Origin of the sequence: Nitratidesulfovibrio termitidis HI1, from assembly GCF_000504305.1 — a bacterium.
Classification (GTDB): Bacteria; Desulfobacterota; Desulfovibrionia; order Desulfovibrionales; family Desulfovibrionaceae; genus Cupidesulfovibrio; species Cupidesulfovibrio termitidis.
The window spans coordinates 2144837-2167702 of sequence record NZ_KI632512.1 but is presented as its reverse complement, the minus strand read 5'-3'; the positions used below and the strand labels follow the sequence as shown (position 1 = coordinate 2167702).

14 protein-coding genes are annotated in these 22866 nt (G+C 67.2%); 5 read left to right on the top strand and 9 right to left on the bottom strand.

Going from position 1 to position 22866, the window contains the following annotated elements:
- Positions 1–189: 189 nt before the first annotated feature.
- The 5 genes from sppA to rimO form a co-directional block, all read right to left on the bottom strand.
- Positions 190–1083 carry a signal peptide peptidase SppA gene (gene sppA / locus DESTE_RS08920; protein WP_035066999.1) on the bottom strand — a complete coding sequence of 298 codons (894 nt, stop codon included), beginning with the start codon at positions 1081–1083 and terminating at the stop codon, positions 190–192.
- Positions 1067–2800 carry a 30S ribosomal protein S1 gene (locus DESTE_RS08915; RefSeq protein WP_035066997.1) on the bottom strand — a complete coding sequence of 578 codons (1734 nt, stop codon included), beginning with the start codon at positions 2798–2800 and terminating at the stop codon, positions 1067–1069. Before DESTE_RS08915 ends, sppA begins: the two co-directional genes overlap by 17 nt.
- Before the next feature lie 169 nt (positions 2801–2969).
- Positions 2970–4370, bottom strand: coding sequence for a DNA-processing protein DprA (locus DESTE_RS08910; RefSeq protein ID WP_035066995.1), 1401 nt, complete (start codon positions 4368–4370; stop codon positions 2970–2972).
- Positions 4371–6446 carry a RecQ family ATP-dependent DNA helicase gene (locus DESTE_RS08905; protein WP_035066993.1) on the bottom strand — a complete coding sequence of 692 codons (2076 nt, stop codon included), beginning with the start codon at positions 6444–6446 and terminating at the stop codon, positions 4371–4373.
- 148 nt (positions 6447–6594) lie between these two features.
- Positions 6595–7956, bottom strand: coding sequence for a 30S ribosomal protein S12 methylthiotransferase RimO (gene rimO / locus DESTE_RS08900; protein WP_035066991.1), 1362 nt, complete (start codon positions 7954–7956; stop codon positions 6595–6597).
- A 264-nt stretch (positions 7957–8220) separates the two neighbouring features.
- Between rimO and DESTE_RS08895 the strand changes: the two genes are divergently transcribed.
- The 3 genes from DESTE_RS08895 (at position 8221) to DESTE_RS08885 (ending at position 13980) form a co-directional block, all read left to right on the top strand.
- Positions 8221–10035, top strand: a complete 1815-nt coding sequence (locus DESTE_RS08895; RefSeq protein WP_035066989.1) for a two-component system sensor histidine kinase NtrB — start codon at positions 8221–8223, stop codon at positions 10033–10035.
- Positions 10036–10240: 205 nt separating this feature from the next.
- On the top strand, positions 10241–10900 hold the full coding sequence (locus DESTE_RS08890; protein WP_035066988.1) for an XTP/dITP diphosphatase: 660 nt from the start codon (positions 10241–10243) through the stop codon (positions 10898–10900).
- A gap of 188 nt (positions 10901–11088) precedes the next feature.
- Positions 11089–13980, top strand: a complete 2892-nt coding sequence (locus DESTE_RS08885; RefSeq protein ID WP_035066986.1) for a bacteriohemerythrin — start codon at positions 11089–11091, stop codon at positions 13978–13980.
- 261 nt (positions 13981–14241) lie between these two features.
- Here the strand turns inward: DESTE_RS08885 and DESTE_RS08880 are convergent, their stop codons facing one another.
- Positions 14242–14547, bottom strand: coding sequence for a hypothetical protein (locus DESTE_RS08880; protein WP_035066984.1), 306 nt, complete (start codon positions 14545–14547; stop codon positions 14242–14244).
- Between the two features lie 347 nt (positions 14548–14894).
- On the opposite strand from DESTE_RS08880, the gene DESTE_RS08875 reads away from it, so the two are divergent.
- The gene (locus tag DESTE_RS08875; protein ID WP_035066982.1) at positions 14895–16103 is read left to right on the top strand and encodes a histidine phosphatase family protein; all 1209 of its coding nucleotides are present in this window, start codon (positions 14895–14897) and stop codon (positions 16101–16103) included.
- A 142-nt stretch (positions 16104–16245) separates the two neighbouring features.
- Here the strand turns inward: DESTE_RS08875 and DESTE_RS08870 are convergent, their stop codons facing one another.
- The 3 genes from DESTE_RS08870 to DESTE_RS08860 are packed head-to-tail and all read right to left on the bottom strand — an operon-like array spanning position 16246 to position 20435.
- Positions 16246–16875 carry a cytochrome b/b6 domain-containing protein gene (locus DESTE_RS08870; protein WP_035066980.1) on the bottom strand — a complete coding sequence of 210 codons (630 nt, stop codon included), beginning with the start codon at positions 16873–16875 and terminating at the stop codon, positions 16246–16248.
- Positions 16876–16877: 2 nt separating this feature from the next.
- Positions 16878–18581, bottom strand: a complete 1704-nt coding sequence (locus DESTE_RS08865; protein WP_035066978.1) for a tetrathionate reductase family octaheme c-type cytochrome — start codon at positions 18579–18581, stop codon at positions 16878–16880.
- A 30-nt stretch (positions 18582–18611) separates the two neighbouring features.
- The gene (locus DESTE_RS08860) at positions 18612–20435 is read right to left on the bottom strand and encodes a 4Fe-4S dicluster domain-containing protein (RefSeq protein WP_035066976.1); all 1824 of its coding nucleotides are present in this window, start codon (positions 20433–20435) and stop codon (positions 18612–18614) included.
- 565 nt (positions 20436–21000) lie between these two features.
- On the opposite strand from DESTE_RS08860, the gene DESTE_RS08855 reads away from it, so the two are divergent.
- On the top strand, positions 21001–22611 hold the full coding sequence (locus DESTE_RS08855; protein ID WP_035066975.1) for a sigma-54 interaction domain-containing protein: 1611 nt from the start codon (positions 21001–21003) through the stop codon (positions 22609–22611).
- The last annotated feature ends 255 nt before the right edge of the window (positions 22612–22866 follow it).

The window sequence follows — 22866 nt, the reverse complement described above, 5'->3', positions numbered from 1 at the left end:
CGCCAGCCGTTGCACGAACACGGTGAGTGTTACGGATGGCGACCGCAACGCGCTCTTTGGTACGTGACAGAGCAAAAGACGAAATCTGACAGCTCTGCTCTCGATGTCCGTATGGCTCGCAAGCTCGCCTGACGTCCACGCTACGCGCCCTTCGGGTCGGTCCGCCGGAGGGCGAAAGGGCGCAACGGCCTAATACACGTACATGAATCCGGGCGTCACCACCCGCGACGCCGGTTGCAGGTCCAGCACCGATTCCAGCGCGTCGCGCAGCCACGACGAAGGTTTGGGCTGTTCCACCAGTACGGGCCGCTCGACGATGCCGCACAACTGCTGCAAATCGGTCATGGCCACGTCCATGCCGCCCAGAGCGTCCACCAGGCCCAGTTCGTGGGCCTGCCGTCCGGTCAGCGCCCGACCGTCGGCCACGGCGCGCACCTTTTCCACCGGCAGGTTGCGCGAATTGGCCACCTCGGTCACGAACTGGTCGTACATGTCCATGACCAGCGCTTGCAGGTACTCGCGCTCCTGCGGGGTCATGGCCCGGAAGGGCGAGCCCGCGTCCTTCATGTCGCCGGAAACCAGCGTCTGCCGGGCCAGTCCCAGCTTGTCCATCAGCCCCTGCACGTTGGGCAGTTCCATCTTCACGCCGATGGAGCCGGTGAGCGTGGCGGGGTTGGCGATGACGCGCGTGGCGCCCAGCGAGATGTAGTACCCGCCGGAAGCGGCCACGGTGCCCATGGACACCACTACCGGCTTCACGCGGGCCATGCGGCGCACGGCCTCCAGCAGTTCCTGCGAGGCGGCAACGCCGCCGCCGGGCGAATCCACCCGCAGCAGCACGCCGCGCACCGAAGGATCTTCGCGCAGGGTATCCATCCATGCGGTGGTCTTGGAGATGTCGGCAATCATGCCTTCAACCCGCACCACCCCGACGCGCGGGCCCGCGAACGGGCCCGTGCTGCCGGTCAAATGGCGCAAGGCGGCCGAAGCCCCCATAAAGAGGGCAACGGCCGCCAGAATGAGCAGGAATCCGAAGATGAACGGATGCCGCTGGCTGAAGGAGGGTCTAGCTGTCGGAAGCATCCTCTTCCAGCTTCTGCTTCAGCAGGTCACCAAGGTTCTGGCCGCCCGTATCGGCGGGACCGGCGCGGAATTCCTTGGGCTTGCGACGTTCTTCCTCGTCCTTGAGCTGCTTGATGGACAGCCCGAGGCGGCGTTCTTCGGCGGAGACGTGGATGACCTTGGCCTGGATGACCACGCCTTCCTTGAACATTTCGGAGGGCGACTTGATCTTCTTCTGGCTGATTTCGGAGACGTGGACCAGGCCTTCGATGCCTTCTTCCACTTCAACGAACAGGCCGAAGTCGGTGATGTTGGTCACCGTGCCTTCGATCAGCGCACCCACCGGGTAACGGGAAGGCACGTGGGTCCACGGGTCTTCGGTCAGCTGCTTGATGCCGAGGGTGAACTTTTCGTTCTCCTGATCGACGGTCAGCACCTTGGCCTGCACCACGTCACCGGTCTTGAACACTTCGTTGGGATGGCGGATCTTCTTGGTCCAGCTGATGTCGGACACGTGGATCAGGCCGTCGATGCCGTCCTCGATGCCGATGAACATGCCGAATTCGGTGATGTTCTTGATCACGCCTTCAAGGATGGTGCCTTCGGGGTACTTTTCAGCCACAACTTCCCACGGGTTCGGCTTGACCTGCTTCATGCCGAGGGAGATGCGCTTCTTGTCCTGGTCGACGCCGAGGATGACCACTTCCACTTCGTCGCCCACGCGCACCATCTGGGAAGGATGGCGCAGCTTGCGGGTCCACGACATTTCGGAAATGTGGACCAGGCCTTCCACGCCGGGCTCCAGCTCGACGAACGCGCCGTAGTCCACCAGGTTGGTCACGCGGCCCTGCAGCTTGGCGCCTTCGGGGTACTTGGCGGTGATGTCCTGCCAGGGGTCGGCCACCAGCTGCTTCATGCCCAGCGACACCTTCTGGTTGTCGCGGTCGAAGGAGAGCACCTTCAGTTGCAGTTCCTGGCCAAGGGTGACCAGTTCCTTCGGGTGACGGATGCGCTTCCAGGACATGTCGGTGATGTGCAGCAGGCCGTCCAGCCCGCCAAGGTCCACGAACACGCCGTATTCGGTGATGTTCTTGGCCTTGCCGGTGACGATCTGGTTCTCTTCGAGAGTGCGCAGCAGATCCTGACGCTTGGAATCGCGTTCCTCTTCAAGCAGGACGCGGCGGGAAACGATGACGTTGCTGCGCCGACGGTTGATCTTGAGAACACGGAATTCGTATTCCTGATTGACCAGCGCGTCCATGTCGGGGACGGGGCGCAGGTCCACGTGCGAACCGGGCAGGAAGGCTTCGACGCCGCCGAGATCGACGGTGTAGCCGCCCTTGATGCGACGCACGATGCGGCCGGTGATGACCCCGTTGTTTTCCTGAATCTCTTCGAGCTTGTCGAAGAGCTGCATGCGCTTGGCCTTCTCGAAGGACAGGGTGATGGTGCCTTCCATCTCGTTCTTGCGAACGACGAAGACGTCCACCTTGTCGCCCACGGCGATGTTGACCTTGCCGGTGCTGTCCCTGAACTCGGAAGCGGAAATCTGCCCTTCGGACTTGAAGTTCACGTCGACGAGGACGCTGTCCTCATCCACGCGCACCACCTCGCCCTTGATGATCGACCCTTCTTCAAGGTCGCCGAAATCGGAGCTGAGGTAATTCTCGAGGGCGCTCTCGAAACTCAGATCCATTTCAAGAGCGGCGTTTTCCATGTTTTCGGGGGTTGCTGTCATACGTTTCCTCCAACCGACGCAAATTTTCCCGCCCTGATGCGCGGGATTGGTCTGCATAGCAGAATGCCCGGGGAATGACAACCGCGCGAGGTCCGGCGGATGGTGAAGTACGGTAAGGAGAACGTGGGGGGTACCCGAGGTGACGCAAGCGAGGCCCGGGCAGTCCAGGTCAGGGACGCCCGGTGGACGCAAGGCGGTATTTCACGGGACGCCCGCCCTTTTCCGCCAGCCCCTCGGCCACCAGCCAGGTCAGCCAGGCGCGGGCCTGTACGGTGGCCACGCCCAGTTCCGCAGCGATCTCGTCTTCCTTTTTGGGAACGGCCAGCAACTGCGGGGCCAACTGGCGGATCAGCGCCTGAAGTTCGTCAGCCGGAGAGATGGGCGACACATCATGTCCACCCCCCTGCGGTCCGGGAGGAAGCCCGTCCGGCATCCGTGAAGTCGGCGGCTGCATGGCGGGCGGCTGTGCATCGGGCAGTTCCGCACCGGGATGCGTCTTTCCTGCGGTAGCCCCTTTCGGGGTAGCCGATTCCTTTTTTTCGGCAACAGGCGCCGGGGCCTGCATGGTGGCGGCATCCAGCAGCGACAGCGTCTGTTCCCTGGGCGGCATGACCATGGGTTGGCGCAGCAATGCCATCAGCCCGGCGGTGTCGGCAGGCTCCGGCCAGGGCTGCGCCCCCTTGGCGCACAATGCTTCCAGCCCTTCGCTACGGGCTCCCGTGGCACGTACGTAGACCGGCGTCAGCCGTAGCTTGTCCAGTTGCTCCTGCGCCCCGGCCCAGGTGCCGCCCCTGTCCGCATCGCTGCATACCACCAGCGCCGCATCGGACAGCGCATAAATGAGTTTGTTGCGCTGCATGGCGTTGCCCACGTTGAAGGCCACGTTGGGGTCATACGGCGAAAGCAGCAGCAGGCGGCCTTCCGCTATGGCGTTGCGGTTTTCGCGACGCATGGCGCGCGGCTCCAGCCCTTCGGCCAGCACGCTCACCGCCGCGCCGCCCGCTGCCAAGGCCCCGTCGGTGGCCGCACCGTCGATGCCCCGCGCGCCGCCAGACACCAGCGCCACCCCGGCAGCGGCGGCCAGGGCGCCCACGCCTCTTGCGTAGGCCAGCAGGGCATCGTCCGCATTGCGCGAACCGACAACGGCCAGCCCTTCCCGGTCAAGCAGCGGCCGGTTGCCGCAGCCGTACAGGATCGGGGGGCAGTCTTCCTTCAGGCGGGCCTTCAGGCGGGCGGGGTATGCCGCGTCGGCACGGCTGACCACCCAGATGGACCTGGCCTGCCAGCGTTCCACGGCCTGGCCCAGCAGAAAGCCGCGCCCCAGAAGCTGCCGCAGCCGCTCCGGCTCGACAGTGTCAGCGCATCCGGCCCACAGCGCTTCCCCGTCCGCCGCCAGCAGGTCGGCGGGCTGGCGCGAAAGTTCGCGCAGGCGGCGGGCAAGGCGCTTGTATTCGCCAAGGCTCAGCAGGGCCGCAGCCGGGCCGGCGGGCCTCATGGAGCTTCGTCCCACCATCAGCGGGGCGGTCAGCAGCAGGATTGCCCTGGTATTCAGCGAAAGGGTGTCGTTCATCTATCCTTGGCCTGCCTGGGAAAGCGCCACCGGCCACACCTCGCCGCCGCCGTTCCGGCGCAGCAGCCAGGCGGCCACGGTCAGTGTCCATCGTGAATCCACCATGTCGTCCACCAACAGCACGGGGCCTGCGGGCACGGGAATGGCGGCGAGGCCCAGCGACCCATCCACGTTGCGGGCCTGCTGGACGCTGTTGCCCATGGTCTTCTGCTCGGGTCTGTCCTCCGTTTTCTCCAATACCGGAACAAACGGCAAGCCCAGCCGCGCCGCAAGACGGCGTGCGAAGTCCGGCACCAGATCCGGATGCCGCAGCGAGGGGATGCAGGTCACCCATTCTGGCGCGGGCTGCGGGTTCCACGCCTCCACCATGGCGGCGCAGGCGTCCACAAGATCATCGGCAAAGCGTCCGTCGCGGTATTTGCCTTGTCGTACCGAAGCCCCCCACCCGGCATCTCCCCACGCGCTCAGCGCCATGCCCGGTTGCGCCCGTTGGGCAGCGGGCAGTCTGCCCCGGACGTCATACTGGGGCATGCCGCCCACTGGCCATTGCACCCGGGGGGCGATGGGCATGTTGCCGCGGCGCAGGAACGCCATGGCCTCGTGCACCAGCGCGGGGTCGGCGGTTTCCGGCAGGGGCGGCAGCGCGGGGGGCACGATGTTCGCCGCGTCCCCGTCCAGCGCCCGCACCAGATACTCCATGTGCTGGCCGAAGGGCAGGCCCACGTATTCCTGCATCTGCGCCTGCTCCACACGGCGCAATGCCGTCAGCCTGTCCGCCCTGTCCCAGAACTGTCCGGACAGCGCAGCCGCCGTCAGTTGCCACTTGGCGCCCTGTCTGGCGATGGGGGCGGGCGATTCCAGCGACAGCAGCGTGATGCCCTTCTCGATGCGTCCTTTGCCCATGTTCACGCGGCTCATCAGCTCCGGGACCGAAAGCCCCTCCGGCGCGTCTTCCAGGGCATCCAGAATCTGTTGCACTTCGGCGCGGGTGGGAAAGGCGCTGCGGATGAACCAGTCGTTGATGTCGTCTTCTTCCGGCCCGCTCAGCAGCACGCCGTAGGCGGCGGGCAAGGCGCGCCCGGCCCGGCCTACCTGCTGGTAATACGCCACCACGGACCCCGGCACCTGAAAATGGATGACGAAGGCAAGGTCCGGCTTGTCGTAGCCCATGCCCAGCGCCGTGGTGGCCACCAGGGCCTTGACCCTGTTGTGCAGCAGATCCTGCTCCAGGCGTTCCCGGTCCTCGCCGGTTTCACCCGTGTAGGCCGCCACGTTGAAGCCGCGCTCTTGCAGCCACGTTGCCACCAGGCCGGCATCGCGCACCGTCAGCGTATAGATGATGCCATGCCCGTCCAGTTCTCCAAGCCGCTCGGCCAGCCAGGCCAGACGCTCGGCCCGGTCCGGCAGGCGGAGGGTTTGCAGCGTCAGCGAAGAGCGATTCAGGTCGCCCCTGGACACCGCAAGGTCGGGTCCCAATACGGTAGCCAGGTCGCCCATGACCCGGTCGTTGGCCGTAGCCGTGGTGGCCAGCAGGCGCACGGTGGGGGGCAGGTTGGCGGCCATGCGCCCCAACAGCCGGTAGTGCGGACGAAAATCGTGCCCCCAGTCGGAGATGCAATGCGCCTCGTCCACTACCAGCAATGCTATCCGCGCCGCCACCGGGGCCAGCACCTGCGCCTGGAACCAGTCGTTGCCCAGCCGTTCAGGCGAAATGAGCAGGATGTCCACTTCGTCGCGGGCCAGCCGCGCCTCCACATCCTCCCATTCTTCCTGGTTTCCCGAGTTGATGGTGGCGGCCCGCACGCCCATGCGCCCGGCGGCATCAATCTGGTTGCGCATCAGCGCCAGCAGGGGTGACACGAGCAGCGCAGGGCCCTGGCCCGCGTCACGCAGCATCCGCGTGGCGATGAAGTAGACAAAGCTTTTGCCCCAGCCCGTCTTCTGCACTACCAGCAGGCGGCCCCGGCCTTCCACCATGTGCCGGATGGCGTCTTCCTGCCCATCCCGAAATTCCGCCCCGGCCAGCCCGGACCCGGCGCGCAGCAGTTCCAGCGCCCGTTCCTGCGAATAGGTCATGCCTTCACCTCGATGCTTGGAAGTGCGTCCACATCACGGTCGCCATATTCACGTAGCGCTACCATATAGACGCGCCCCCGCCGAGGAAAGACACCCGCGCGGCACCGGACAGCCTGCGGCCACACGTCGCTGCCTCAGGACGCCTCCCCTATTCCTCCGGCTCGGCCAGGGCCACCAGGTCGTAGGTCCGGGCTTCCACCATGTCCGCCTCCACCAGCGCGCCGGGGGCCACACCGGCCCCGCTCACGTAGGTCACCCCGTCTATCTCCGGGGCCTGGAACCAGGTGCGGCCGGTGTGCAGGCCGGGCCATTCGTCGTGGGGGGCGTCCACCAGCACGGGCAGGCGCTGGCCCACGTACGATTCCATGATCTCCTCGCTGATTTCGGCCTGTACCTCCATCAGCGCATCGCGACGCCATTCCTTCACCTTGTCGTCCACCTGATCGGGCATGGCGGCGGCGGGGGTGCCGTCCTCTGCCCGGTAGGCGAACACGCCAAGGTGATGGAAGCGCGTCTCCGCCACGAAATCGGTGAGCGCGGCGTAGTGTTCCTCCGTCTCGCCGGGAAAGCCCACGATGATCGAGGTACGCAGGGCCGCGTCCGGAAAGTGTGTGCGGATGCGGTCCACCACCACGCGAGGATTGCGGGCAAAGGGGCGCCCCATGCGGCCCAGCACGTCGGGGTGGGCGTGCTGCAGGGGCACGTCGAAATAGGGCACGAAGGGTGCGCCCGCTGCCGCAAGGTACGCCAGCAGGTCGTCGTTGAGCCCGGCGGGGTACAGGTACATCAGGCGCAGCCGGTCCAGCCCCGGCAGGGGCAGCAGGCGGTCCAGCAGGGGGCGCAGGTCGCCCTTGCCCGTGGAACCGCCGGAACCGCTTTCCAGGTCCTCGCCCCACGCGGTGACGTCCTGGGCCACCAGAATCAGCTCGCGCACGCCCATATCCAATAATTGCCGCGCCTCGCGCTCCAGTTCCGCCGCCGGGGTGGAGCGGTGCGCGCCGCGAATGGAAGGAATGGTGCAGAACGAACAGTTGTGGCGGCATCCGTCGCTGATCTTCAGCCAGGCGTACGACGGCCCGGTGGACAACAGGCGCGTGCCCCCAGCGTAGCCGGGCGCGACGAAGCCGACCCCGGCAGGCCCGGCCACTCTGGCACCCACGGCGCGCGCCAGCAGGTCCGGCCATGACTCGATGGACTGGTTGGGCAGCCACAGGTCCACTTCCGGCAGTTCGGCGGCCAGGTCGCGTTCGCCGTAGCGGCCCACCAGACACCCGGCCACGGCCAGCAGGGGCCGCCGGGCCAGTCCGGAAATCTCGTCCACGGCCTCCACCACGGTGCGCACCGATTCTTCCACGGCGGGCAAAATGAAGCCGCAGGTATTCACGAGCACCACGTCGGCCTCGGCCATGCCGGCCACGGGGCGCACGGGGGCGCCCAGCGCACCCAGCAGGCGTTCGGTGTCCACGCGGTTCTTGGGGCAGCCAAGGCTGACGGAATAAACACTTATCATTGGATGGCGTTCCGGGTATGGGAAGGGTGGAGGGTGCCGCACGCCCCGTGGCGGCACATGCCCGTGCCACGGAAGCCGATCCGCCCCCGGGGGTCCCCGGCGCAAACGCAGGGAGCCCGCGGGCGTGGTGCTGGGTGCCGCGTACCCGCAATGCGCGCCGGGCGCAAGCCCCCGCGTCCGGCAGGCCGGGCGTGGGCCATGCTGTCTGCCCGCCGACCGCGCAGCATGTCCGCCGCCACCACTTTCCGGCCCAAGGAGCCCCGCATGACCACGCAGCCCCCTTCCGGCCTCCCTGCCCCCCCTGCCGCCACGCCGGAATCCGGCGAAACACCGCTCCGTACGGCCCCTGGCTGTCCCACATGTGCTTCGGGGCACGGCCCGGATTGCAATCCCGAGCATGGTTCGGGGCATGCCGGGCAGGACGAAGCGGATGGCCACGCCGCGCCGCGCCGCCCCTTTCCCGTGGCATTGGCAGGTGTGGGGCGTGCCCTGCGCCCGGTGGCGGGCCTGCTGCAACGTCCCGATTTCCTGCGGGGCTTTCCGTGGGTGCACCTGGCGGGCATGCTGCTGACCCCGCAGGACCACGACGAGTTGGCGCAACACGCCTGCCAGCCGCTGAGCCCCCCAGGTTCAACGGACACCGCGGGTTCGCCAAACGCCTCCGCGTCTTCCCCGGTTTCTTCCCCGGCGCCGCCGGACTCCGGCGTGCTGGAAGCCCGCGCGGGCCTGCCCCCGGCCCCCCCAGCCCCCGGCGGCGTGCCCCGCTTTGCCGACGCAGCCGACCTGTTCGCGGCCCGGCCCGGTCTGCGCATGGCCATCGACCTGACCGACGATGGCCGCCACATGGCCGACCTGCGCGCGGCGGCCCCCGCCGGGGTGTCGCTGCTGGACGCGGGCGGTGCGCTGTGGGTGTGGGAAATGCTGGCCTCGGAAAAGCTGTGCTCCACCTGCAACCTGCACCTGCGCGAGGCGCGCGACCTGTTCGCCACGCTCATCGACCAGGTGGACGAGGACATCCTGCTGCTGGACACCGAAGGCCGCATCGTGGACCTGAATCGCAACATCCTGCAACGCAAGGGCGGCGCCAAGGACGACTGGATCGGCACCTGCTGCTGGCAACTGGATGGCGCGTCCTTCTGCTGCCCGCCGGAGCACGGCGGCTGCACCTTCCGCGAAACGGTCAGCACCGGCCACAAGGCGGAGCGCATCCACACCAGGGTCAACGACGATGGCCGGGTGCAGTACTTCCGGGTGTACACCTACCCGGTCACCGACGACGCGGGACGGCTGACGCGGGTCATCGAGATGCGGCGCGACATCACCAACCGCACCAACATGGAAATCCGCCTGCAACAGGCCGAAAAGATGGCCGCCATCGGTGAGCTTTCCACTTACGTGGCGCACGAGATACGCAACCCGCTGTTCGCCATCGGCGGCTTTGCCAATTCGCTGCTGCGCTCGCCCTCGCTGGACGAGGCCGCGCGGGGCAAGGTGCAGGTGATCCTGGAAGAATCGCGGCGGCTGGACACCATCCTGAAGTCCATCCTCAACTTTGCCCGCCCCACCTCGCCGGTGCAGGGAGAGGTGGACCTGAACCTGCTGGCCCGCCAGACCATGGAACTGATGAGCCTGGGCTTCGACCAGCGGCGTATTACCGTGGACATGCAGCCTGCGCCGGACATCCCCAAGGCCCATGGCGACGGCGAGATGCTCAAGCAGTGCCTGATCAATCTGGTCAAGAACGCGCAGGAGGCCATGCCCGATGGTGGCCGCCTGACCGTGCGCACCGGCATGAACCCGCAGCACGTGTACGTTGCGGTGGCGGACACGGGCGTGGGCATCCCGCCGGAACTGCACGACAAGATTTTCAGCCCGTTTTTTTCCACCAAGGAAAAGGGCGCGGGCATCGGCCTTGCCATGAGCCGCAAGATCATCGAGGAAATGGGCGGCAAGGTGGACCTGCAAAGCCAGGTGGGCAAGGGGACCACCATTACCCTGTATCTGCTGCCCCTGCTGGCCGTGCCGCAATCGACGGAACCCGCGCGGGACGATCCGGCAGGTGAAGGCATGAAAGGCTGACGGCGCGTCCGGGCGTCTGCAAGCCTGTCCTGTTCAGTCCGGTCCGGTTCGGTGTTTCCGGGTTGGCCTGAAGCACGGCGGCATGTCTTGCCTCCCGCCCGATTCTTCCGCACAATGCGCGCCGTGCGGGCAGTGCCCGTCGGCCTTGCCCCAACCCCCACTCCAACCAGACACGACTCCAACCGGATACGATCATACACACACCATGACCACCGCCCCGAACATCACCCCCCCGAACATTACCAGTGACACCGCCGTCATCGTGCTGGCCACCCGCAACGCGGGCAAGATCCGTGAACTCAACGACATGCTGAAGGACACGGGCGTCACCGTCGTGGGCCTCGACGCCTACCCCGAGATCGGCGAAATCGAGGAAACCGGCACCACCTTCGAGGAAAACGCCCTGCTCAAGGCGCGCACCGTGGCCGAACTGACCGGCCGCATCGCCGTGGCCGACGATTCCGGGCTGGAGGTGGACGCCCTGGGCGGTGCCCCCGGCGTGTATTCCGCCCGCTATTCCGCCGAAGACGGCGTGCCCGCCACGGACGCCCGCAACAACGAGAAGCTGCTGGCCGCCCTGGCCGACGTGCCCGATGCGCAGCGCACGGCGCGGTTCCGTTCGGTCATCGCCGCCTGCGCTCCGGATGGTCGTCACATCACCGCCGCCGGGGCCTGGGAAGGCCGCGTGGCCACCGCCCCGCAAGGGGACAACGGCTTCGGCTACGACCCGCTGTTCTTCGACCCGGAACTGGGCCGCACCGCCGCCACCCTTGCCCGAGACGAAAAGAACGCCCGCAGCCACCGTGGCAAGGCCCTGCGCCGCCTGCTGGAAATGTGGCCCGCCTTTGCGGCGCAGGTCCGCTGAGCGGTCATCGCAGCGTCCCGCCTTTTCCCGCCCCTGTGGCACGCCCTTGTGCTGTCTGAACCGCCCGGATGCGCCAGCCTCCGGGCGGTTCTCTAAATCATTGCCCGCCCGCCGCCTCTTGCCGTTAGTATGTAACGGGGCCAGCCGCCCCGTTACATCCGTACTGCGCGAAAAAGGTGGGGGACGGCATGACGTTGCGCGTGAAGTTGCTTGTGGGGTTCATCGGCACCCAGGTGCTCAGCTGTCTGCTGACGGCAGGATTGCTGTGGCATTTCGGCTCGGACGCCATGCACAGCGTCGATGCCGCAGGCGTGGCGGCCATACGGCAGCGGGCCACGGATCAATTGTCGAGCATCCGCAGTTCCAAGGCCCTGCACATCGAGGACCTGTTCCGGCGCATGCGCAATCAGATACTGACGCTTGCGGCGGATACTGCCGTGGATGACGCCGCGCGGGAATTCCCCTCGGCGTTCCACGCCGTGGACCGGGAGTCGCAGGGGCAGCTGACGCCCGAAGGGGCCAGAAATGCCCTGCTGGCAGGCTATGCCAGCGCGGACTATCTGGGCGCCCCCTTTGCCCCGTATGCCCCCGGCCATGCCGCACGCGCCCCGGAACGCTACCTGCCGGAAACGACCAACGGCATCCTGCTGCAGGCCATGTACGCCGTTGCGCCGGGCAACCCCAACCCGGCAGGCCAACGCCAGAACCTTACCCAGCACCCGCTGCGCATCACGTACAATGCGCTGCATGCCCGCTATCATCCCTTCCTGCGGCAGTTCGTGCAGACGTTCAACTACGGGGACATCCTGCTTGTGGAACCCGCTACGGGCGTCGTCATGTACAGCGTGTGCAAGCAGCCGGACTTCGCCACCTCGCTGCTCACCGGTCCTTACAAGGACTCCGGGCTGGCAGAGGTCTTTCGCAAGGTAATGGCCAACCATTCGGGGAAAATTGCGGAATCTGGGTCCTATCCCGTGGAACTGGGCGACTTCGCCCCGTACGAGCCTGCCCGCAACGCTCCTTCGGCGTTCATGGCTGCGCCGGTTCGGGATCGCGACGGCAAGATGCTGGCCGTGCTGGCCTTCCGCATCAACGAGACCGGCATCAACCGCATCATGACCTCCGAAGGCAAGTGGGACGAAGTGGGCCTTGGCAAGACCGGCGAAACCTATCTGGTCGGCAGCGACAAGCGGACACGGTCCGTGCTGCGCGTATCGGACAGGCGGACCATCCTCGCGGACACCGTGGACACGGAAGCCGTGCGCAAGGCCCTGGCAGGCGATACGGGAGAGGGAACCGGCACCGACTACCGGGGAGAATCCGTCCTTGCTTCATGGCAGCCGCTGCATATCGATGGCGTGTCCTACGGGCTTGTGGCGGAAATAGACACCGACGAGGCGTTAGCCGCCGCGCGCGACATCGCAAGGGTGGGAGAGAAGGCAGAGCAAAGAATGCTGACCGGTGTGGCCATAGTCCTGCTGCTGGCGGTGGCTTTGGGCTCGACGCTGGCCTTCATTCTGGTGGCCACGATTTCATCGCCGCTGCGCAGGTTGTGCGCCTATGCGGGAGAGGTGGCCAGGGGCGATCTGGATACGCACCCGGAAGGCGCATACCCGCCGGAACTGGATGCCCTGCGCCACTCCATCGAGCGCATGGTGCAGAACCTGCGCCAGCGCATCGAAGAAGCCGACGCCCAGGGGCGGGAGGCCGCGCGCATGGCCCGCGAAGCCCAGGACGCCATGAAGAACGCCACCGCATCCGAGACGCGCATCAAACGCCTGATGGAGCGCATGACCGGCGCCGCGGGCAAGACGCGCACCGTGTCGGAACATGTCTCGCACTCCATCGCCGACCTGACCGGCCAGGTGCGCACCGTCACTGGCGGGGTGGAAACCCAGCGCCAACGCATGGACGAAACGGCGGAAGCCGTGGCCGACATGCGGGTGACCGTGGCCAACGTTACCGACAATGCCCGCAGGGCCGCCGAGCAGGCCGACCTTTCACGCGGCAACGCCGACGAGGGGGCGCAGGGAATGCGCGAGACCGTGGCTGCCATCAACGGCATCCGCGAGCGCATCCAGCGGCTGAACGAGGCCATGGGCCGCCTTGGCGTGGAGGCCGAGAACATCGGGCAGGTCATGTCGCTGATTTCGGATATCGCGGACCAGACCAACCTGCTGGCGCTGAACGCGGCCATCGAGGCGGCGCGCGCCGGTGACGCCGGGCGGGGGTTTGCCGTGGTTGCCGACGAGGTACGCAAACTGGCGGAAAAGACCATGGCCGCCACCCGCGACGTGGGCGAGACCGTGGCCCGCATCCAGAGCCACACGCGCGAGAACATCGCCGCCGTGGAACAGGCCGCGCGCGACGCCACGGCGTCTGCCGCGTCGGCGGAGTCCGCCGGGCAGGCCATGGCCCGCATCGTCACGCAGGTGGACGAAACGGCGGGCATGGTCCAGTCCATCGCCGCCGCCAACGGCCAGCAGGCGGCAGCCAGCGAGGTGGTGGGCCGCAGCGTGGACGAGGTGAACCGCATCGCCGGGCAGACCGCCGAGGCCATGGGCCGCTTTACCGGCACGCTCAACGACATCTTTGCCCGGGTGCAGGAGATGTTTTCCATGGTCGAGGTCATCTGCGCCGGGGAGGACGGCGTGGCCCTGATGGCCGATGCCGGCGAGGAAACCCTGATTCGCTGGACGGACGAACTGTCCAATCTGCCCAGCATCGACGCACAGCACAAGAAACTGGTGGATTACATCAATACCCTGCACCGCGCCGCGCGCACCAGCGACATGGCCGCCGTGCTGGAGGTGTTCGGCCAGTTGAAGGCCTACACCGTGGAGCACTTCGGGTACGAGGAGCGGCTGTTCGACCTGCACGGCTACCCGGAAGGGGCGCAGCACAAGGATGTGCACCATCGCTTCGTGCAGCGGGTGCTGGAGTGGGAAAAGCAGGCGGCGGGCGGCAATCCCACGGTGGTCATGGAGATACTGCGCGGTCTGGTGGACTGGCTGGTGTCGCACATCATGAAGGTGGACAAGCGGTACGAGGCGTTTCTGCGCGAGCGCGGCGTGGAGTAGGCGCACGGGGCGGGGCTGGCGACGGCAGACGCAGAGGCCGGGAAAGGGCGGTTGCCGGAGGAAGGCAGGGCAGTACTCCGACAAGGCGTGCTGCCGCACCAGTTCCCGGAGGGGGAAAGGCGCGGATGGTCGGAGGAAACCCCCGAAGGGTGCGGACAGTGCGCCCGCCGGGGATGCGGAGCGAACGGGAAGGAAAACGATACGCGGAGGGCGGCCCGGCATGTGGAGCCGCCTTCCGCGTTTGGCGAACGGTTCAGCGAACTATTTGGCGGGCTGGTCGGGCTGCGCGGGGGCGGCAGGGGATTGGGGAACAGTCTGGGGCGCGGGCTGGGGTTCCACCTGCTGCGACTGGGTCACGGGCGCGGTGGCGTTTACCGGTGGTACCACCTTGGTTTCCATGGGTGACACCAGGTTGCCGAACACCAGCAGCATGGCCCCACCGATGGCGAGACTGCGCGCACGGATACCCGCAGCCTTGTTGCCCGAACGCCAGCGCAGCCAGTTGAAGGCGGCCCCGGCAAGCATGGCGATGCCGCACAGGTTCAGCAGATAGTTGATGGCGTACATGGTCGGCCTCCTGCCGGGGGTGTCGGGATGGGGGCGGCGGGTGAGAAGGGGGCAATGGGAAACCCCGCCGTGAAATTCTGTTGGCATGCCGGGCGGGTGGCGTCAAGAGGGTGGGACGTGGCGGGGACGGATGCAGACGAAACGGCGTCCTGTGCGAGCACCGCGTGGGCGAAGGCGGTTTTGTCCGGGCGTGCGAGTTTGTCCGGGCGTGCGCGGCGGATGTATCCGGATATCTTTCATCATGCCGCCGGGCACGCCAGCCGGGCGTGTTGTGACGCTGGCGTGTCCGCGAAGAAGTCGTTACCAATGCGGCATCATCCACAGTATCCCTGCACAGGATCCCCCACATGAACAAACTCTACGTCGTCATGGTCGGCCTGCCCGCGCGGGGCAAATCCACCATGGCCCGTCGCATCCGCGAGGGCCTGGAGGCAGAGGACTTCCGCGTCGAGGTGTTCAACAACGGCGAAATCCGCCGCTCCATGCTGGGCATGGATTCCGCCCGGCCGGAATTCTACGACCCGGACAACGCGGAAGGACGCGCCCGGCGCGAGGAAATCGCCCGGCTGAACATTGCCGCCGCGCGCGACTACCTGGCGGGCGACGGGCACGTGGCCATTCTGGACGCCACCAACGCCAGCCGCGCCCGGCGGGCTACCATAGAGTCCATGCTTACGGACCATCCGCTGCTGTTCGTGGAATGCGTCAACAACGACCCGGTGGCGCTGGGCGCGGCCATCCGGCGCAAGACGCAGATGCCGGAATTCGCCCGCGATACCACGCAGGCGGCCATGGACAGCTTTACCAAGCGCATCCACTACTACGAGCGCATGTATGCGCCGTGCGCCGACGAACCGTGCTGGGTGCGGGTGGACACGCTGGAAAACCGCGTGGTGGGCGAGCAGATTGGCGGGCGGGTGCCGTACTACCATCGCATCCGGGACATTCTGGTGTCCGCGTGGGTGCGCAACCTGTATCTGGTCCGGCACGGCGAGACCTACTACAACGTGGAAGGGCGCATCGGCGGCGATGCGGACCTGACCCTGCGCGGGCAGGCCCAGGCCAAGGAACTGGCCGCGCACTTCGCGGATATCGAGGTGCCGTACATCTTCACATCCACCCGCAAACGCTCGGCGCAGACGGCGGCTCCCATGCGCGCGGCGCGGCCGGAGGCCACGGTGATGGCCTTGCCGGAGTTTGACGAGATCGACGCGGGCGAGTGCGAAGGCCTGCGGTACGACGACATCCGCCGCAAGTTTCCGGATGCCTTCGCGGCCCGCCAGCGCGACAAGTTCCACTACATCTATCCGGGCGGCGAGGGGTACGTGACCCTGCGCGAGCGGGTGGAGCGCGGGGTGCGCCGGGCGCTGTTTCTGGCCGGGGGCGCGCCGGGGGTGATGATTATCGGGCATCAGGCCATCAACCGGATGATCCTGTCGCACTTTCTGTACCGGCGGACGGAGGATGTGCCGTACATCTTCATTCCGCAGACGCAGTTCTACCACATCGTGGCCACGCAGCGGAAAAAGTTGTTCGAGCTGGTGCGCTTCATGTGAGGCGGGAAGTCATTTACCTTCTGTCCTACCCCAAATTGAAAAGTTTGGAAGGTGGGAGGGGGTGTGGGGGAGGGAGGAAACTTTTCAAAGTTTCCTCCCTCCCCCACATGTTCTTCATCTTCTGTCTTTCCTCTCCTTCCCGCTACGCTTCCGGCTTCACGCCGTTGCGGGGCACATCCTCGTACCCGGTGAACATGGCGGCGATGTGCGCGGTAAGGGTGTGGCCGGTGGTGGTCATGTAGACGTGCACGATGACGAAGGCCAGGAAGGCGAAGGCGCCCAGGGTGTGCAGCACGGCCACGGCCTTCAGGGTCAGGCTGCCCGCAAAGCCGAGTTGGGGCCACTGGTTGTAGGTGTAGTAGAGAAACCCGGTGATCATCTGGAACGGCACGAGAAACGAGACGATGCCAAGGTAGGTCAGCCGTTGCAGGGGGTTGTGCTTGGCGCGTTCGCTCTTGGGCACGGGGTGGGGTTCACCCCTGAAGATGCCGGAAAGGTAGTAGCGCACCACGTCCATCAGCTTCAGGAAGGTGGGCACGTAGTGCTTCCATTCGTCGGTGACGGCCATCCAGAACACGATGAAGGCGTACAGCACCAGCCACGACCACGCGCAGAAGTTGTGCACGGCGAAGGCGTGGTCAAAGCCCAGCAGGGTGAAGGTGCCGTGGATTTCAAAGCCGGTGACCAGCAGCACCAGGATGAGCACGGTCTGCGCCCAGTGCCAGAACCGCTCGAACCGGCTGTACAGGTAGAGTCGTTCGGTGGCGTGCATGGCTAGTCCTCCTTGCGGTTGTTGCGGCCACGCGCGGCCAGGCGCAGGAACCCGTGCACGCCCACGGCCAGCACGGACCCGGCAACGGCGATCCACCCAACGGCGTCCACGCCCGCGTTGCGGTCGCGCCCCGGCATCCACACCCCGCTGACGGCGGCAAGGCGGCTGCCCGCGGGCTTGTGGCATTCGCCGCAGGCCACGGACTTTTCCTTGGGGGCCACCTGGTGGGTGATGGGGTAGTAGTAGACGGTTTCCACGAATTCCAGCTTGCCGCTGAAGGGCAGGTTCAGCGACTTCTGCCCGGCCTCCACGGCCTTCATCCAGTCATAGGTCTTCCAGTAGGCGGCGTCGTCCTTGCCGAACAGGTGCGGGGCCACGAAGGTGCGGTTGCCCGCGTCGAAGGGCTGGCGGCCCCGGTGCGCCTTGAAGGGCATGATGCGCGCCTTGGGGTCTGCCGGGTCGCCGTCGATGCGGTTGATCTCCACCGGCTTCGAGGTGTCGGCGATCTTGTCGGTCAGCAGCAGGAACTCCATGCGTCCGTTGGACCAGTGGTATTCGGGGGTGACGTCCTTTTCCCAGCGGAAGTCGCCCTTCTTGCTGTCGTAGCTGGGCTTGCCAAAGGGGCCCTTTTCCGCAAAGGGCTTGCCGTCCTTCTTCTTGCCCGCCGTGGACCAGTCCCACCACATCTTGGTGGCCATTTCGCGCGCAAAGGCGGGAATGTGGCAGGTCTGGCAGGCCAGCTTGTCGGTGTGGTCGTTGGCCTTGTGCCCGGCCTTGTGCGGGGTGGCGGTGTGGCACGATTCACAGGCGATGCGGTGCACCCGGTCGTCGTCCAGCACGCTGGTGCGTTCGGTAAAGGCGGGCTGCTTGTAGGTGCGCCCGGCGATGACGTGGGCTTCCGTGGTGTGGCAGCGCTGGCAGGTGAAGTTGGCGCCCTTCACGTCCATGTGCACGTCCAGTTCGCGGCCGGGCTTGAACATGGTGGAATCAAGGTCGCCGTGCTTCACGGCGTCGCCCCCGCCGCCGTAGAAGTGGCAGGTGCCGCAGTTGTCGCGGGTGGGGCGGCCCACGGAGGCGGCGATGGCGTTGTAGTCGGGCGGGGTGAACGTCTTGCCCTCGAACTCGGTGGGTTCGCTGACGGGCAGCCCGGCCATGGTGGGGAACTTCTTGTAGGTGCCGGTATGGTCGTGACAGACCATGCAGTCCACGTTTTCCTGCGACGAGAAGTCGAACTGCGCGTTCTTCCAGCCGAAACCCGCGTGGCACGAGGTGCAGCGCGGTTCGTTGGACGGAATGGCGATGCAGAAGTTGTTGAAGGTAATGCCGCCCTTGCCCATCTTGCGTTCCGGGTCGGCGGGGTCCAGCCAGGTCCAGTGGATGGTCTTGTGCACCTGCTGCGCGGCGGCGTTGTGGCAGGACAGGCAGGCCCTGGTCACTTCCTGCGGCGTGGCAAAGGGCTGTTGCAGGGCCGGGTGGCGGGAATGGTCGGCAGTGATGACGTGGGCTTCCGGCTTCTTCACCGCGCCGGTGGCCCCGGCGGGCACCTCGGTTGCCAGTTGGGTAGCACTGGCCGGTGCGGCTGGCGCAAGCGTCAGGACAAGGCCCGGCAGCAGGCACAGCAGCAGGAACAGCAGGATCGGCAGGGCTGGCCGGATTGGCGGCGAACCGCCGTGCGCCCGGTGGGCGGAAACGTGTGGCAACGACATGGGACTCCTCCTTCAGCGGTAAGCCCGACGCTACGCGCGGGGCGGATGTTCCGGGTGATGATGGTCCGAGGGAGCGGGCCGGGGCGCGGAGCGCGCCACGGGCACGGGAACGGTCCAGGCGGAGCGGCCCGTCAGGGCCAGGGCCAGCGAGGCGATGCCCAGCAGTCCGGCAAGGCCCAGATGCGTCCAGTCCAGGTACATGGTCAGGGTGGGACCCCAGTCGAAGCCGGGCAGGTTCTTGGCTACCCGCATGGCCCCGGTGACGATGAGCGCCGCCACCAGCCACAGGCGCAGCGTGCCGCCTCTGGTCAGGTGCTGCGCGGCGAACAGTCGGCGGATGCGCGGCCCGGCAAGGGCGCGCACGGCCAGCCACGCGGAGAGTACCAGCAGCAGGGCGGCGGCCCCGTAATGCAGCAGGTGGGTGAAATGAAAGTCGGCGGTCCAGGCCAGACCGGGCACGGCGGCAATGCCGTAGCGCGCGGCAATGGGCATCTGGGCCATGCCGGTGACGCCGAGCACAGTGGCGCAGGCGGTCCACAACCAGCGGGCCACGGGCAGGGGATGGGGCGTGGGTGCGTCGTCGAGATCGCCCGTGGTGTCGTCCTTTGAGTGGGGCGGCCGGGGCGGACAGACGGGGCAGTTGGTGGCCGTGGACAGGCGGCAGGCTTGGGGGGCCGGGGACTCGGTTTCATGGGCATCCGCACGGACCATGTCGCCGATGCCGCGCGCCACGCGCAGCAGGGCCGCCCCGGCTCCGGCCAGCGGCGCGGTGACCAGCGCGGCGGCCAGCATGGTCTCGCCCCGCATGGCATCGGCCACGGCGCGGAAGTGCGGCCTGCCGGGGCCCAGCGTGGCGGCTGCTTGCACCGGACCCTGTGCGGCATTCTGCCCGCCGTCTTGCTGCGCGCCATCCTGTCTGGAACTGGACTTGGCCGCCGTCGTCGCGGCCTCCAGCGCCCCCTGAATGGCCGCGAAGGGCACGGGCGAAAGATAGAGGGTCGAGGTGCCGCCGTTTTCGTTCAGGCCGTACAGGTGCCAGCCGCGCTCGGCGGCAAGGCGGCGGGCCTCGGTGATGATGGCGTCGCGCGGGCCGATGGACTGCACCGCGTTGGGGCAGGCTTCGATGCAGGCCGGGGTGCCGCCGCGCGCCACCACATCGGCGCAGCGGTCGCACTTGTACATCACGCCGTTGCCCGCGTAGCGGGGCAGCAGGTCCAGATACAGGCCCACGCCGGTCTGGCGCTGGGGGATGTGCCACGGGCACACAGTGCGGCACTTGGCCCCGCCCAGGCAGATGTCCGCGTCGATGGACACGGTGCCGCTGGCCTCGCGCCGGGCCGCACCCCACGGGCACAGGTTGGCGCAGGGCGGGTTGTCGCAGTGCAGGCAGCGGCGGGGGATGTTCAGTTCCACCTGCTGTCCGTCGTGCTGCCCGCCGTGCTGCACTGTCACGTTCTGGATGTACAGCCAGTTGTAGGGAGTCAGACGGTCGTCCGTGTCGCGCCGGGCGGACCAGTCCTCGGCCTTCACCGAGGCCGGGAACATGGGCGGAAAGGGCTTTGTCGGCTCCGGATACCGGGCTGCGTTGCGGTCATGGCAGGCTTGTACACAGGCCCCGCAGCCCACGCAGGCGGAAATGTCGATGAGCGTGGCAAAGGGGCCGTCGTTTCCGGCTGCTTCCCGTCCGGCGGGCGCGGGCGTGCTGCCACCCACGTCCGCACCCGCCGCCGTGGAGGGGAACATGCCGGTTGCGAGGGAGGCGGACCCGGCGAGCCCGGTGCCCGCGAGGCCCTTGAGAAAACCGCGCCGCGACAGGCGGCGGGGGGATGCTGCGTTGTTGGTGCGTGAGGTCATTCCGGTGTCCGTGTGCAGGTGAATGGGCGGAGCGCGTGGCGGCGCATCCGTACCTCCCATGGAGCAGGAAGCGTGCCCACCCGGACAGGAATGCTAACATGTTGATGTGGCACGTCTTTTATAAAGATTGGCAGGGGCCATAGCCTGCTTGCGCGGTGGTGAATTTTCGGCATATGCTGCACCGTGTGGCGAAAAATTGATCACATGATGCAGCGATCATCAGTGAGTCGCGGTACACCATGGTGGAGCACGGGGAAGGACCCCCCGCACGGAATTGCTCTCGCCGGACGCATGAAAAAGGAATCTTGCAGGATTCATCCATGATTCTGGCAGGTAACGGCGGGATGCGTTGGCGTTTTCGGCGTCGTCCACTCGTTCGGCGTCGTGCCCGACCCCCGGTTTTTCCCGAAGGCGCGCAACGGCCCCGAAGCTGCATGGTGATGGGCGCGCCTGGCGGCACGGCAGCGTGGTCGGCCCGCTCCGTCATTCCTCAGTTCCGCCATTCCGCAGTCCCGCTATCACGGCACTCCGGCAACCCGCCCCCTTTCCCCGAAGGAGAACGCCCATGGACGCCCTGGAATCCGGCCGCTTCCTGCGCGAGGTCATCAACACCATCAACGATGGTTTCTTTCTGGTGGGGCCGGATGGCCGCATCCTGATGGCCAACCCGGCCCTGGAGCGGCTGACCGGCTACGAGGCGGGCGAACTGGTGGGGCAGACCTGCGCCATCCTCAATTGCGATGCCTGCGTGCGCTCGCGGTCGCTGGGGGGCGGGCACTGGTGCCGCCTGTTCGACCGCAAGGATGAGCACCGCAAGCGCTGCACCCTGGTGCGGCGCGACGGGACCACCATCACCGTGCTCAAGAACGCCAAGGTGCTGAAGGAGGATGGCCGGGTCATCGCGGCGGTGGAAACCATCACCGACATTTCCGCCGTGGTGGAAAAGGACCGCCGCATCGAGGAACTTTCGCGCCTGCTGGGTTCGGACGAAGGGTTCGCGGGCATGGTGGGCACGTCGCCCGCCATGCAGCGGGTGTTCAAGATCATCGAGCGGGCGGCGGAAAGCGACGCCCCGGTGCTGGTGCTGGGCCCGTCGGGCACGGGCAAGGAACTGGCGGCGCGGGCCATCCACGAACTGGGCCGCCGCAAGAACGGGGCCTATGTGCAGCTGAACTGCGCGGCCCTGAACGAGGCGCTGCTGGAAAGCGAGTTGTTCGGCCATGTGCGCGGGGCGTTCACCGGGGCCATCCGCGACAGGCAGGGCCGGTTCGAGGCGGCCCACGGCGGCGACATCTTCCTGGACGAGATCGGCGACATCCCCCTGCCCATCCAGGTAAAGCTGCTGCGCGTGCTGGAAACCAAACGCATCGAGCGGGTGGGCGACAACGCCTCGCGCGAGGTGGACGTGCGCATCATCGCCGCCACCAACCGCGACCTGGGGCGGCTGGTGCGGGCGGGCAGGTTCCGCGAGGACCTGCTGTTCCGTATCAACGTCATTCCCATCCATCTGCCGCCGCTGGCCGACCGGCGCGAGGACATTCCCCTGCTGGCCGCCCATTTCCTGAAGGGCATCCGCGAGCGCGACGGGCGCGACGTGACCGGCCTGACGCCGGAGGCCCTGCGCCTGCTCACGGCCTACGGCTGGCCGGGCAACGTGCGCGAACTGCGCAGCGCGCTGGAATACGCCTGCGTCATCGCCGAGGGGGGGCGGCTGGGCGTGGAGCACCTGCCGCAGCACATCGCGGGGGCGGGCTGGCACCCGGAATGCGCCGGGACGGGTGGGACGCACGGGACACACGAGACAGGCGGGCTCGCGGGAACGGGCGACAGGCATCTGGACCTGCATCCGGCACAGGCCGGACAGGCCGGACAGGCCGGACAGGGCGGACAGGCTGGACAGGGCGGACAGGTCGGACGGGGCGGCCACGGACGGCATGGAGGCGGTGAGGGGGTGGCTCCACGGGGCGGGAACCCGGACGGCATGCCCGCCGGGGCGTTTGCCTACGGGGGGCGACCCGCCCGGCACGAGCGCGAGCGGGCCGAACTGGTGGAAGCCTTGCGCGCCGCCGGGGGCAATGTGTCAGAGGCGGCCCGCCTGCTGGGGGTGCACCGGGGTACGGTGCGCAACCGCATGCTGCGTTTCGGGATAGATGTGCACAGGGCGGTTGCCGGGTAGCCCGTTGCTCCTCATTCGGGCGGGCCTGCGGGAAAGGTTGGTGCGAGGCGCCCCGGCATCTTGCCCCCGTCTTCGTCCTTCTTATTGTAACGCAGTTGTGCTGCAGCGGCCCGACGTCCCCACGCCTGTGGACAGCCGCCCTTTGCCGGGAGTATAGAAGGCGGCATCCGCACGGGCGGATTCCGCGGTTGCGGGGTTCGTCGCCGACTGTCGGGCCACGCAGGCCGCATGGCCATGGCGGCGGCACCGCACCAG

Excerpts from the sequence above, each read along its gene's own strand:
- DESTE_RS08860 (WP_035066976.1), bottom strand. The coding sequence starts at position 20,435 with ATGACCTCACGCACCAACAACGCAGCATCCCCCCGCCGCCTGTCGCGG.
- DESTE_RS08905 (WP_035066993.1), bottom strand. The coding sequence starts at position 6,446 with ATGACCTATTCGCAGGAACGGGCGCTGGAACTGCTGCGCGCCGGGTCC.
- DESTE_RS08870 (WP_035066980.1), bottom strand. The coding sequence starts at position 16,875 with ATGCACGCCACCGAACGACTCTACCTGTACAGCCGGTTCGAGCGGTTC.
- DESTE_RS08855 (WP_035066975.1), top strand. The coding sequence starts at position 21,001 with ATGGACGCCCTGGAATCCGGCCGCTTCCTGCGCGAGGTCATCAACACC.
- DESTE_RS08875 (WP_035066982.1), top strand. The coding sequence starts at position 14,895 with ATGAACAAACTCTACGTCGTCATGGTCGGCCTGCCCGCGCGGGGCAAA.
- DESTE_RS08865 (WP_035066978.1), bottom strand. The coding sequence starts at position 18,581 with ATGTCGTTGCCACACGTTTCCGCCCACCGGGCGCACGGCGGTTCGCCG.
- DESTE_RS08890 (WP_035066988.1), top strand. The coding sequence starts at position 10,241 with ATGACCACCGCCCCGAACATCACCCCCCCGAACATTACCAGTGACACC.
- rimO (WP_035066991.1), bottom strand. The coding sequence starts at position 7,956 with ATGATAAGTGTTTATTCCGTCAGCCTTGGCTGCCCCAAGAACCGCGTG.
- DESTE_RS08915 (WP_035066997.1), bottom strand. The coding sequence starts at position 2,800 with ATGACAGCAACCCCCGAAAACATGGAAAACGCCGCTCTTGAAATGGAT.
- DESTE_RS08880 (WP_035066984.1), bottom strand. The coding sequence starts at position 14,547 with ATGTACGCCATCAACTATCTGCTGAACCTGTGCGGCATCGCCATGCTT.
- DESTE_RS08895 (WP_035066989.1), top strand. The coding sequence starts at position 8,221 with ATGACCACGCAGCCCCCTTCCGGCCTCCCTGCCCCCCCTGCCGCCACG.
- DESTE_RS08885 (WP_035066986.1), top strand. The coding sequence starts at position 11,089 with ATGACGTTGCGCGTGAAGTTGCTTGTGGGGTTCATCGGCACCCAGGTG.
- sppA (WP_035066999.1), bottom strand. The coding sequence starts at position 1,083 with ATGCTTCCGACAGCTAGACCCTCCTTCAGCCAGCGGCATCCGTTCATC.
- DESTE_RS08910 (WP_035066995.1), bottom strand. The coding sequence starts at position 4,370 with ATGAACGACACCCTTTCGCTGAATACCAGGGCAATCCTGCTGCTGACC.